Here is a 14,605-nt window from a genome sequence, read left to right as displayed (position 1 = left end):
CACAGTTCAATCTCCATTCTTTCTGTGGTTGCTGCATATCCCGAGAGCGTGGGCTGCTCGAATAGGGTTCTGACATCGGCTTCCAGACCGGCCTGGCGCAATCGCTCCATCAGGCTGACGGCCAGCAACGAGTGCCCGCCCAGCTCAAAGAAATGGTCGTGGCGACCGACGCGGTCGACGTTGAGCACTTCGGCCCAGAGCCGGGCCAGGGTCATTTCGACTTCGCCTTGCGGGGCTTCGTAGCTTCGGGTGATGACCGAATCGAGGCCCGGTGCCGGCAGTGCTTTACGATCGAGTTTGCCGTTGGGGGTGAGCGGCAAGGCGTCGAGGTGCACATAGGCGGCCGGGATCATGTAGTCCGGGAGTTGGGTTTGCAGGTAACGGCGCAGGGCGTCGATGTCGAGGGGTTGCGAGGAGGTGTAGTAGGCAACGAGGCGTTTTTCGCCGGGGACGTCTTCGCGGGCGAGGACGGCGGTTTCGTTGATGGCAGCGTGTTGGGCGAGTTTGGCTTCGATCTCGCCCAGTTCTATACGGAAGCCACGGATTTTCACTTGGTCGTCGTTGCGGCCCAGGTATTCGATGTTGCCGTCCTGGAGGTAGCGGCCGAGGTCGCCGGTTTTGTACATCCGGGCGTTGGGTGCGGTGCTGAATGGATCGGTGAGGAAGCGTTCGGCAGTCAGGTCATCGCGGTTCAGATAACCGCGAGCCACGCCGGCGCCGCCGATGTAGATTTCGCCTGCGACGCCCAATGGCACGGGTTGGCCGTGGTCATCCAGCAAGTAGAACTGGGTGTTGGCGACGGGTTTGCCGATGTGGGCGGCGAAACCGTCTTCGCGGGCCATCGACACCCAACTTGAGTAGGTGGTGGTTTCTGACGGGCCGTAGAGGTTGCACAGGCGTTTGACGTCGGTCTGTTCGAAGAGGTTTTCGACGAGACTGCGTTTGAGCGCTTCCCCCGCGACGTTGACCGTGTGCACGTTGTCGCTCAGTCCGCCAGACTCCAGCAAAGCCTTGAGCGCCGACGGCACGGTGTTGATCAACGTAACGTCGTGCTCGCCCTGCTGAAGTTCCAGCACATTAGTCACGACATCGATGCTGCCGCCTGAGGTTAGCGGTGCGAAGCATTCATAAACCGCCAAGTCGAAGTTCAGCGAAGTGGAGAACAGGGTTTTAGCCAAGGTTTCGTCGTCAAACGAACGATGCGCCCAGGTCAGGAAATTCACGGTGTTGCGGTGTTCGATCATCACGCCTTTGGGTAAACCGGTCGAACCGGAGGTGTAGATGACGTAGGCCAAGTGCGAGGACGTCAGGTCTGCAATCTCTGGATTGGCGACGGATTCGTCCTGCCAAAGCCCACAGTCGAGATCGATTACCGGCATCAAAGCCCCGGCCAGCAAATCCCGAGTGGTTGCTTGGGCCAACACCACGGCCGGTGCGCTGTCCTCCAACATGTAGGCAATCCGATCCAGCGGATAAGCCGGATCGAGCGGCACATAACCACCGCCCGCCTTCAGAATCGCCAGCAACCCGACCACCATATCGAGCCCACGCTCAACACAAATCGCCACCCGCGAATCCGGCCGAACACCCTGCCCGCGCAGGTAATGCGCCAGTTGGTTGGCCTTCTCATTCAACTCGCGATAACTCAAGCGTTGCTCGCCATGTAGCACCGCCACGGCATCCGGCGTGCTTTCCACCTGAGCCTCAAACAACCCGTGAATCGTCTGTTCCAACGGGTAATCCACCTCCGTGGCATTGAACTCCACCAGCAGTTGCTCAAGCTCACCCTGCGGCAGGATCGATACGCTGTGCATCGGCACCTGCGGTAAATGCTCCAGTACCGCCACCAAGCGCACCAACGCCGTGTGCATGTAGGCGCAGACACGTTGCGCGCCGACTTGCGACGTCACCAGCACCGACAAGTGAATGCCATTGCCCAGGTCATCGACGTTCAACGTCAGCGGGTAGTTGGTGCGTTCCTCCCCGCTGAGCGCCTCGATACCGCGCCAGGCCAGTGCTGTCTCCGGCGAAACATCCGCGACGGCGCTGTGCCGGTAATTCACCAGCGAACTGAACAACGGTATCGGCGCCGCCACCGCGCTGCAGCGTTGCGCCAACGCCAGCGAAGCATGTTCATGCCCCAGCAATGCCGTCAGCCGCGCATGAACGGCCTTGACCCCGGCGCACACACTTTGGGCACCGACCTCCACCCGCAACGGCAAGGTGTTGATGAACATCCCCAACGCCCGGTCGGCACCCTCGCCGCCCTGCATCCGGCCCATCAACACGGTGCCGAACACCACGTCCTGTTTGCCGCACACCTTGCCCAGCACCTGCGCCCAGGCCAGGTGCACCAGGCTCGCGGCACTGACGCCGAGCTGCCGCGCCTGAGCCCGCAAACGCTGGTCCAGCGCCGCTTCAATCGATTGACTGGCGTGCTCGATATCGCGCCCGTCGCCCTGCACATCCTGCAAACCGAACGGCAGCGTCGGCTCGTCGATATCGCCGAGCATCTCGCGAAAAACCCTTCGTGTTCTTCGCGACTGACGCCCAGACGTGCCTGCGCCACGTAGTTGCGATACGGCACGGCGTCGGTCAGTTGATCGGCCTGGCCCAGCAGCTGCGCCTGCATATCGTGCTGCACCACCTCCATGGCGGTGTGATCCAGCGCCATATGGTGAAACAGCAACACCGCGACCCAACGCTGATTGGCCGTGTCCTCGGCGAATGCGAGGCGCAATAACGGGGCCTGGGTCACGTCCAGTCGGTAATGCCGCGGATCGAAGCGTTGTTGCAGTTGCCCGGTGACATCGCCCGCCGCGGGGTCAAGGTCGAGCGCTTCAACGTGCAGTTTCGCTTCGCGCCAGACCACTTGCAGCGGCGTGTCCAGGTCTTGCCAGAGCATGCTGGTGCGCAGGATGTCATGGCGGTCGACCACGCTTTGCAACGCGGCCACAAACGCGCTCAACCTGTCACGACTTTGCAGGTTGAACAGGGTCTGCAAAACATAAGGATCGCCGTGTTCGGCGGCCAGGTGGTGATAGAGAATGCCTTCCTGCAACGGTGCCAGTGGGTAGATGTCCTGCACGTTGCGGGCGCCGCCGGGGACGGTGGCGATGATGCGGTCGATGGTTTCTTGAGTCAGGGTGGTCAGTGGCAGCATGGCAGGCGTGATGTGTTCGCAATGTTCCGGAATAAGGTTGGCCGGGACGTTGATTTCTTTGCCGCTACCGATGGCGGCAGCCAGTGCGGCCAGGGTTGGCTGGCTGAACAGGACGCGGACGTCAGCGCTCAAATTAGCTTGACGCATCCGTTCGATCAGCGTGACCGCCAGCAATGAATGGCCGCCCAGTTCAAAAAAGTGGTCATGGCGACCGACTCGGTCGACCTTCAACACCTCGGCCCAGAGTTGCGCCAGGGTTTCCTCGACTTCGCCCTGCGGTGCTTCGTATCCGCGGCTGGCGTAGGCCTCGGCGTCCGGAGCTGGCAGTGCGCGACGGTCGAGTTTACCGTTGGCGGTGAGCGGGAAAATCTCCAGCACCACGAAGGCACTCGGGACCATATAGTCGGCCAGCGAAGCGACCAGTTCGGCGCGCAGGTCTTGCACTGACAAGGTGATACCCGGTTGGGCAATCACGTAACCCACGAGGCGTTTTGAGCCGGATTCATCCTCTCGCGCCAGTATCACGGCGTCTTGCACGCCGGCACACTGGCCCAGACGCGCTTCGATCTCGCCGAGTTCGATGCGGAAACCGCGGATTTTCACCTGGTCGTCGTTGCGCCCCAGGTACTCAATATTGCCGTCCACCAGCCACCGGCCGAGGTCGCCCGTGCGATAGAGCAATGCATCGTTAGTGAACGGGTCGACGACAAACTTCTCGGCGGTCAGCTCGGGCCGGTTCAAATAGCCTTTGGCCACGCCGTCGCCACCAATGTACAACTCACCCGCCACGCCCAGCGGTACTGGCCGTTGGTGCGCGTCCAACACATAGACTCGGGTGTTGCCAATGGGACGACCAATCGGAATGCTGCCCTCGCCTGCAACCTTGATTTCATAGGTGGTCGAGAACGTGGTCGCCTCAGTCGGGCCATAACCGTTGAGCAGGTGTTGCGGCGCACCCTCCTTTAGTACGCGGCGAATCACCGCCGGATCCAGCACATCGCCACCGACGATCAGGTAACGCAACTGACCAAACACGTCCATCAAACCAGCGGCGTACTGGTGAAACAGCCCCGCCGTCATCCACAACACGCTGATCGATTGCTCAACCAGCAACGCTTTAAAACGGTGTTGCGACAACAGCACTTCCTGTTCAACCACCACCACACAACCGCCATTGAGCAACGGCGCCCAGACGTCGAGGGTACTGGCGTCGAACGCCGGGTTTGACGCGAATGCCACCCGATCCTGCGCGTTGAACGAGGCGTAACCGTTGTTGATCACCAACCGGCTGATCGCTCGGTGCGGGACCAATACACCTTTAGGCGTACCGGTCGAACCCGAGGTGTACATCAGGTAGGCCACTGATTCGGCGGTTTGCAGCAAATCCAGGTCGTGAGCCACTTCAGAGCCCAAGTCCACGCGATCCAGATTCACACGCCGGACACCCGGCTCGGCCCTTTCGCCGCAGTAGGTCAGCAGCGCAACAGCCCCGCTGTCCTGCACCATAAAGCGCTGACGCTCCACGGGGGTATTGATGTCCAGCGGCACATACACCGCCGCGCACTTGAGAATCGCCAGTTGGCTGACGATCAGGTCGATTGAGCGCGGCAGTAACATCGCCACCCGCTCACCCGGCCCGACACCGAGGTCGATCAGGTGGCGGGCCAGTTGGTTGGCTCGGGCATTCAGTTCTCGGTAGCTCAGGCGCCGATCGGCCTGGACGATGGCCAGCGCCTCAGGCGTCCGCGCGACGTGCGCCTCGAACAACGCGTGAATCGTCCGGTCTCGCGGGTAATCCGCCCGGGTCGTGTTGAACCCTTGCAATCGCCGGCATTCAGCTGCATCCAACAAGGCAATCGCGCTCACCACCTCCCGCGTATCCGCGACCATGGCGCGCAGCATCCGCTGCAAGTAACCGAGGTACCGTTCGACGGTCGCCGGGTCGAACAATGCCGTGGCATATTCCAGGCCACCGCAAATAACCCCGTCCGCCTCCCCGAGGTTCAGCGACAAATCGAACTTCGCCGTCCGCCCGTAAGCCCCGACGGCTTCAATCGCCAGGCCATCCAGCGCCAGGCTTTGCATATCGGCGTTGTGCCAGGACAACATGACCTGAAACAGTGGGCTATGGGACAGGCTGCGCAGCGGCTTGACCCGTTCCACGACTTGCTCGAACGGCAGGTCCTGATGCGCCTGCGCGCCGAGCGTTTGCACCTTCACCCGTTGCAGCAGCGCTTCAATGCTCGGCTCACCCGATAGATCAACCGGCAAGGCCAGGGTGTTGACGAAGAAACCGATCAGCCCTTCGACTTCAACCCGCATGCGGTTGGCCACTGGCGAACCAATCACGACCGTGTCTTGCCCCGAGAGCCGGCCGAGCACAGCGGCCCAGCCGGCCAGCACCGTCATGTACAACGTGGTGCCGTGGCGCTGGCTCAACGCCTTGAGATCCGCCGTCAGTGCCCGGTCAAATTCGACGTTGAGGGTTGCCCCGCAATAGTCCTGTTGCGCCGGTCGGACACGGTCCGTGGGCAACGTCAGCAAGGGCGGCACGTCCGCCAGCGCGGTCTGCCAGTAGGCGTTTTGTTCACCCAACACATCGCCGCCCAGCCAGCGGCGCTGCCAGACGGCATAGTCGGCATACTGGATCGACAGCGCGGGCAACGGGTCGGCGTGGCCATGCAGCGCGGCGTGATAGAGCGCGCCCAGCTCACGGGTCAGTACACTCATCGACCAACCGTCCGAGACGATGTGGTGCATCGTCACCAGCAACACATGCTCGTCGTCAGCCAAGCGCAGCAACCGCCCGCGAATCAGTGGGCCGTGCTCAAGATCGAACGCTGCGTTCGCCTCATCGGCGGCCAGCCCGAGCAATTCGCCTTCGGTGTCAGCGCTGCGGGTCAAATCGTGCATCACCATAACGAAACCGGCAGCGTCGGCGGCGATGCATTGCACGGCCTCGCCATCGACGTTGTTGAAGGTCGTGCGCAACGCCTCGTGGCGCGCCACGATTCGGTCCAGCGCCGTTTGCAGGGCGTCCGGCGCCAGCGGGCCTTTGAGACGCAAGCCACCGCAGATGTGATACGCCGCACTGCTGCTGTCCATCTGCGCCAGGAACCACAAGCGCTGCTGCGCGAACGACAACGGCAGCGCGCCGTCGCGGGGCACTGGCACGATAGCCGGCAAGGTGCTGCTCGCAGCCTGGGTGACCAATGTCGCCAGCGCCTGGAGTTGCGGGTTGGCAAACAGTTCGGCCAGGCCCAACTCCACACCCAACCGCTGACGCACCTGAGCTGTCAGGCGCACCGCCAGCAGCGAATGCCCACCCAGCTCAAAGAAGTGGTCATGCCGACCAACCGTATCGATGCCCAGCAACTGCTGCCAGATGTCGGCAATCACTTGTTCCGTCTCGCCCTGCGGCGCTTCGAAGCCACGGCTTGAATAGGCGTCGGCATCCGGCGCCGGTAATGCCCGGCGGTCGAGCTTGCCATTCGGGGTCAGGGGCAATGCGTCAAGGCGCATGTAGGCTGACGGAACCATGTACTCCGGCAACTGCGCCTGCAATTGCGAGCGCAGGTGTACGGCACTCAGCGCTTGATCCTCGCTGTCGCGCCCGGTGTAGTAAGCCACCAGGCGTTTGTCACCGGCCGCGTCTTCGACGGCGATGACCACCGCTTCAACCACACCGAGGCAGGCGCCGAGTCGGGCCTCGATTTCGCCCAGTTCGATGCGCAAGCCGCGAATTTTCAGCTGACCGTCATTACGCCCCAGGTATTCAATATTGCCGTCCGGCAAATAGCGCCCCAGATCCCCGGTGCGGTACAGCCTGGCGTTGTCGACGTCGCTGAACGGGTCGTTAACGAAGCGTTCAGCCGTGAGCTCGGCACGGTTGAAATAACCCCGCGCAACCCCGGCACCGCCGATATAGAGCTCACCCGTCACGCCGACCGGAACCGGCTGACATTGCCTATCCAGCAGATAAACCTGGGTATTGGCCACCGGTTTACCGATGTGCAGCAGCGGCTGCGTGGCATCGATCCGGCCGGAGGTGGCAACCACCGTGGTTTCCGTGGGGCCATAGTTGTTGATCAGGGAAAAGTGCGGGTCGAGCGGCAACTTGCGCAAACGGTCGCCGCCAATCAGCAGCGTGCGCAACCGGGCGTGGTCCTGGTCGCGAGCAAAGGCGTACTCGGCAATCGGCGTCGGCAGGAAGCTGACGTCCAGCGCCTGTGCCTGCCACCACGTGAGCAGCGCATCGACATCCTCGCTACCGGCGTGGGCCGGTGGCAGCAGCAGCGTCGCGCCCGAGCACAGCGCCGGCCACACTTCCCAGGCCGCCGCATCGAAACCGAAACCGGCCACGCTTGAGGTGCGACTGCCGAGCCCCAGCTCGAAAGTTTCACAATGCCAGTTCACCAGATTGCCGAGGTTGCGATGCTCGACCATCACCCCCTTCGGTTCACCCGTGGAGCCCGAGGTGTAGATGATGTAGGCCAGGCACGCCGGAGTCAGCGCCGCGAGCAGCGGGTTGTCATCAGCAGCCCTTGTTTCAGGCTGATCAACCTCCAGCAGCAACACTGGCACGTTCAGGTTCGGCAATCGCTCCTGCAGCGCCCGCTCGGTCAACAGCAGCACTGGCGCACTGTCCTTGAGCAAATACGCCAGCCTCTGCGTCGGGTAAGACGGGTCCATCGGCACATAACAGGCGCCGGCCTTCAGGATCGCCACCAGCCCGACCACTCGTTCAAGGCTGCGTTGCGCGCAAATGACCACGCGGTCTTCAACCTGCACGCCCAACGCCAGCAAGCGCTGCGCCCACTGGTTCGCCCGCCGGTTCAACTCGCCGTAGGTCAGGCTCTGCGTACCAAAAACCAGCGCCACAGTATCGGGGTGTCGGGCCGCTTGGGCTTCAAATCGTTGATGGATCGGCAGGTGCGCCGGGTAATCCCTCGCGGTTTTATTGAACGCCACCAACAGCTGCCGACGCTCGGCACCGGGCAGGATTTCCAGACTGTGCAGCGCGGTGTCTGGGGCCTGTTCCAGGGCATCGACCAGGCTGTGCAACGCGGTGCTCATGTAATCGGCAATCCGCTGCGCGCCAATGCTGGCAAAGGTCTGCACGCTGAGCAGGAAACCTTCGCCCTGATCGTCGACCGACAATGTGCAGGGATAGTTAGTCCGCTCGCGGACGCCCGTGACCTCGATGCCGGCCCACAGATCGGCGCCGTTTTCAGCGGCTGACGGGCTGTGACGGTAATTCAGCAGCGCACTGAACAACGGGAGCGCACTGGCCACCTGGCTGCAACGCTGCGCCAGTGTCAGCGGCGCGTGCTCATGGGCGAGCAGCGCCGTCAGCCGCGCATGGGTCTGTTTGACACCGGCACGTACGCTGCCCGCACCGACTTCCACCCGCAACGGCAAGGTGTTGATGAACATGCCCAAGGCACGATCCGCACCCTCGCCGCTTTGCAGACGGCCCAGCAACACCGTGCCGAAGACCACATCGGCGCGGCCGGACAAACGCCCCAGCACCCGCGCCCACGCCAAGTGATGCAGGCTCGCGGCGCTCACGCCCAGTTGACGCGCCTGCATCCGCAGGCGCCGGCTCAGCGCCGCATCGAGGTTGAGTTTGACCTCTTCGATGCCGCGGCCATCACCCTGGACTTCCCGCAGGCCGAACGGCAATGTCGGCTCGTCCACATCGCCGAGCAAGTCGCGGAAGAACGCTTCATGTTGCTCGCGGCTCACACCCAGCAAGGCCTGCGCCACATAGTTGCGATAAGGCATCGCCGCGCTCAGGCGAGCGGACTCGCCGCGCAGGAACGCGAGCATTTCGTCCTGCATCACGTCCAGCGCCGTGTGGTCCAGGGCAATGTGGTGAAACAGCAGGATCGCGACCCAGCGCTGTTGACGTTCATCCCAGGCACACGCCAGGTGCATCAACGGCGCCTTGCCTAAATCGAGGCGACGGTGAGCCGGGTCAAACAGCCTGGCCAACTGCCCGGCCACATCCCCCTGTTCCAGGTCCGGCTGGATTTCTTCGAACGCCAATTGCGCCTGGCGCAAGACCACCTGCACCGGTTCATCAAGTCCATCCCGAAGCACGGCAGTGCGCAGGATGTCATGGCGCTCGATCACTGCCTGCAACGCCTGCACAAACCCGTCGAGCTCGGCGCGATTGGCCATGACAAACGAGGCTTGCAGCAGGTACGGATCACCGTGCTCCGCCGCAATATGGTGGTAGAGGATGCCTTCTTGCAGCGGCGCCAACGGGTAGATGTCTTGAATGTTGCGTGCGCCGCCGGGACCCGGCTGACGATCAGGTCGATGGCGTCCTGATTCAAGGTCAGCAGTGTCAGCATCGCCGGGGTGAGCTGTTCGCAACCGTCGGGGATACCGTTCGCCGGCACCACAACCGTGGCGCCACCCCCGACTGCGGCAGCGAGCGCGGCCAAGGTCGGTTGCCCGAACAGCACGCGCACGTCGGCGCTCAGGCCAGCCTGGCGCATGCGCTCGATCAGTTTTACCGCCAACAGCGAATGCCCGCCGAGTTCGAAGAAGTGGTCGTGGCGCCCTACCCGTTCCAGGCCAAGGACATCGGCCCACAAGCAGGCCAGCGTGGTTTCCGTTTCGCCCTGTGGCGCAGCGTATTCACGGCTGGCGAATGCCTGCGCGTCAGGCGCCGGTAAGGCGCGGCGGTCGAAGTTTTCCGTTGGGCGACAGCGGCAGTTTTTCCAGCCGCACATACGCCGCCGGGATCATGTAGTCCGGCAACAGCGCTTGTAGATGCGCACGCAGCAAGTCGGCGTCCGGCATCTCGCCTGTCGCCTGAGCGGTGCAGTACGCCACCAGACGTTTGTCGCCGGGGCTGTCTTCACGGGCGAGGACCACCGCTTCTTTGACTCCGGCATGCTGGCAGAGCCGCGCTTCGATCTCACCCAACTCGACCCGGAAGCCACGAATCTTGATCTGATCGTCGTTGCGGCCCAGGTAGTCGATGCAGCCGTCGGCCTGGTAGCGGCCCAAGTCACCGGTCTTGTACAGGCGCGCCTGCGGATGGCTGGCGAACGGGTCGCGGATGAAGCGTTCGGCGGTCAAGTCCGCACGGTTCAGGTAGCCACGGGCAACGCAGGCGCCGCCGATGTGGATCTCGCCGGCAACACCCACCGGCACTGGTTGCAAGTGTTCGTCGAGCAAATAGATGTGGGTATTGGCCACCGGATAGCCGATGGCTGGCAGGGTCGGCCAGTTCGCGATTGAGTCCGGCAGGGTCAGCGCCGTGGTCACATGGGATTCGGTCGGCCCATAGTGGTTGTGCAGGCGACAACCCGGCAGGCGTTCGAACAAGGCGCGAATCTGTGGGGTGATGCGCAGTTGCTCGCCAGCGGTAATGACATCCCGCAGCACGCAGGCCAGTGGCCCGGGTTCGCCGTCGCCGGTGACCGCTTCGGCCAGTGCCTGCAACGCGATGCATGGCAGGTAGAGGCGCTCGATCCGCTGGGCGCAGATGTGCTGGAACAGTAGGTGGAAATTCAGCCGGGTGTCGGCATGGATCAGCGACAGTTCGGCGCCGGCACACAGGGTGCTGAACACTTCCTGGAACGCCACATCGAACCCGAGGGCGGCGAACTGCAAGGTGCGCGCCGGCGCCTGGCCTTGGAGTTTGGCTTGCGCCACTTGCCATTGCATCAGGTTGACCAGTGGCCCGTGGGCCATGGCCACGCCCTTCGGCTGACCGGTCGAGCCCGAGGTGTAGATGACATACGCCAGGTTATTCGGGATCAAGCCGTTCGCGGCCGAGTCGGGATTGGCCAGCGGCTGATGGCAGATACCGGACGCTTCGCGAGCGTCGCCATCAAGCAACAGCAGCGGCACCGCCAGCGCGGGGAAACGCGACTGCAAGCTGCGCTGGGTCAGCAGCACCTTGGGCGCGCTGTCTTCCAGCATGTAGGTCAGTCGCTCGGCGGGATACGCCGGGTCCAGCGGCACATAAGCGGCACCGGCCTTGAGGATGCCGATCAGCCCCGCCACCATTTCCAGGCTGCGATCCACACAAATGGCCACGCGGTCATCGGCGCGGATGCCCAGCTCAAGCAGACGATGGGCAATCTGATTGGCGAGCCGGTTCAACTCGCCGTAGGTCAGGCGTTGCTGGTCATAAGTCACCGCAACCACGCCAGGCTGAGCCTCGGCATGCGCCTCGAACAGTTGATGAATCAGCAGCCCCGACGGGTACACCACATCACAGGCGTTGAAGTCGTCGAGTAATTGCCGGCGCTCGCTGTCCGGCACAAAGGCCAGGCTATGCAGCGGCGTGCTGACGTCGCGGTCGAGGGCATCGGCCAACGCCTCCAGCACGGTGTGCAGGTAACCGCAGACACGCTGCGCGCCGATTCCGGCCACGGCCTGCACGGTCAGCCCGAACGAGTCACCGAGGTCGTCAACGGACAGTGACAACGGATAATTGGTCCGCTCTTCGCCGCCGAGAATTTCCACCCCGGCCCACACCCGTGCGATGCCGGCATCTTTCAACGCCTGCGCGCCGACGGCGGCCTGGCGGTAATTCATCAATGCACTGAACAACGGCGTCGGCGCGGCGACGCCACTGCAACGCTGGGCCAGCGACAACGGCGCATGTTCGTGGCCCAACAGCGCAGCCAGTCGCCCATGAGTGGTCTTCAGCGCCGCCAGTACTCCCTGATCGCCGGCCTCGACGCGCAATGGCAGTGTATTGATGAACATGCCGAGGGCATGACCGGCCGACGGCCCACCCTGCAAGCGGCCCATCAGCACGGTGCCGAACACCACGTCCTGGCGACCGGACAAACGCCCCACCACCTGGCCCCAGGCCAAATGGTGCAGGCTGGCGGTGCTCACGCCCAAGCGCCGTGCCTGGGTGCGCAAACGCTGATCCAGTTCGGCTGCCAATGGCAGCGACGCTTGCTCTATACCGCTGCCGTCGCCTTGCACATCCTGCAGACCGAAGGGCAGCGTCGGCTCGTCGACGTCCCCGAGCATCTCGCTGAAGAACGCTTCATGCTGCTCGCGACTAATTCCTAACCGGACCTGCGCCACATAGTTGCGATACGGCACCGACACCGGCAGCAGTGCCCACCGGCCGGCGATATGCGCCTCGATTTCCTTGCCCAGCAACCCCAGTGACGTCGCATCGTCGATCAGATGGTGGAACAGCAACACCGCTACCCAACCGCCGCCGGCCAGGTCTTCAGCGAAGTGCAGACGCATCATCGGCGCGTGGCGCAGATCGAAGCGGATATGCCGGGGATCGAAACGGGTTTGCAGTTGGCTGGCAATGTCACCCTGGGCCGGATCCGGCACGAATGCCTCGACCATCATTCGGGCCTCGCGCCAGACCACTTGCACCGGTTCGTCCAACCCTTCCCAGACCACCGACGTGCGCAGGATGTCGTGGCGCTCGATCACCGTTTGCATGGCCTGGACAAAAGCGTCCAGTTGCTCGCGACTGGCCATGCGCAACGTAGCTTGGAGCAGGTAGGGATCACCTTCCTCGGTAGCCAGGTGGTGATACAAAATGCCTTCCTGCAACGGCACCAACCCATAAATATCCTGCACATTGGCCACGCCGCCCGGCACCGTGGCAACCACCCGGTCGATCTCCTCCTGGGTCAGCGTCGCCAGTGGCAGCATCTGCGGGGTGATGCGCTCAGCGTTCGGCGCAATGCCGTTGGCCGGCACGACAAGACCTGTGCTTGCACCCGCCGCAGCGGCGAGTGTCGCCAGGGTTGGCTGACCAAACAGCACGCGCACATCGGCATCCAGGTTGACCTGGCGCATACGCTCGATCAGCTTCACCGCCAGCAGCGAGTGACCGCCCAGCTCGAAGAATTGATCGTGTCGCCCCACTTGCGTGACGCCGAGCAATTCGGCCCACAGACTGGCCAAGGTCATTTCCACCTCACCCACCGGGGCTTCGTAGTCACGGCGGGCATAGGCCTCTGAACCCGGCGCCGGCAATGCCTTGCGGTCGAGTTTGCCGTTGGTGGTCAGCGGGAACGCTTCAAGGACCACGAATGCGCTCGGCACCATGTACTCCGCGAGCGAACCCAGCAGTTGAGTCCGTAACTGCGCGGCCGATAGTGAAACCCCATCCTCAGCGATCACATAGGCCACCAGACGCTGATCGCCCGATCCATCCTGGCGCACGATCACGACCGCTTCACGCACACCGTTGCACACGGCGAGTTTGGCCTCGATCTCGCCCAACTCGATACGGAAACCACGGATTTTTACCTGTTCGTCGTTGCGTCCCAGGTATTCCAGTTCACCGTCCGCCCGCCAGCGAGCCAAGTCGCCGGTGCGGTACATCCGTGCCTGCGGCGTAGAGTCGAACGGGTCGACCAGAAAGCGCGTTTCGTTCAATTGCGGGCGGTTCAGGTAACCGCGTGCCACTCCTGCACCACCGACGTACAACTCGCCCTCCACGCCCACCGGCACCGGTTGACCGTGTCGATCGAGAAGGTACAGGCGCAAATCAGCGATGCGCTTGCCAATCGGGCTCAAGCCAACCCGTTCCGCATCCGCCGCGCACAGTGCACGGTAGGTCACGTGCACGGTGGTTTCGGTGATGCCGTACATGTTGACCAGTTGTGTCCGGGCGTTGGCCTCGCGGGCATACCAGGGTTTGAGGATGCCGGTATCCAGTGCTTCACCGCCGAAAATCACCTGCCGCAAGCTGTGGCTCAGATCACTGTCGCCCTGGGCGGCAATCAACTGGCGGAAGGCGCTCGGTGTCTGGTTCAACACCGTGACGCCGGCCTTGCACAGCAGTGCGTAGCAATCCGCCGGGGAACGACTGATCAGTTGCGGCACCACCAGTAAACGGCCGCCGCGGGTCAACGCGCCCCAGATTTCCCAGACCGAAAAGTCGAACGCGAAGGAATGGAACAAGGCCCAAACGTCTTGCACGCCGAAGTCGAATGAGGACTGGGTTGCCGAAAACAACCGCGCAACGTTGCGGTGTTCGACCATCACGCCCTTGGGTTGACCGGTCGAGCCGGAGGTGTAGATCACGTACGCGAGGTGGCTGGAATTCAGGCCCGGCACCTCGGGATTGTGCGGTGGCTGTGCTGCGACCCCCGATGCTTCGGGTTGATCGAGCAGTACAACGGGGACGTTTCTTGCAGGCACCTGAACAGGCAAATTCGATTGAGTCAGCAACGCCACCGGCGTGCTGTCGTCGAGCATAAAGGCCAGGCGCTCCGGCGGATAAGCCGGGTCGAGCGGCACGTAGCCGGCGCCGGATTTCAGGATACCGAGCAGGCCGACGATCATCTCCAGGCCGCGCTCGACACAGATCGCTACCCGGTCATCCGTGCGAATGCCCAACGACAACAGGTGATGAGCGACCTGGTTCGCCCGGGCGTTAAGCTCGCCGTAGGTCAGGGCCTGGTCGTCAAACAC

General features: G+C 63.1%; 1 pseudogene (only partly in view). It reads right to left on the bottom strand.

The features are described 5' to 3' along the window. A pseudogene (locus tag JFV26_RS35155) lies at positions 1-14,605 on the bottom strand (non-ribosomal peptide synthase/polyketide synthase); its annotated part reaches 13,067 nt to the left of the window's first position; the annotation flags it as partial.

The organism is Pseudomonas sp. TH31, from assembly GCF_016650815.1.
Lineage (GTDB): Bacteria > Pseudomonadota > Gammaproteobacteria > Pseudomonadales > Pseudomonadaceae > Aquipseudomonas.
This window is presented reverse-complemented; position numbering and strand designations above follow the sequence as displayed.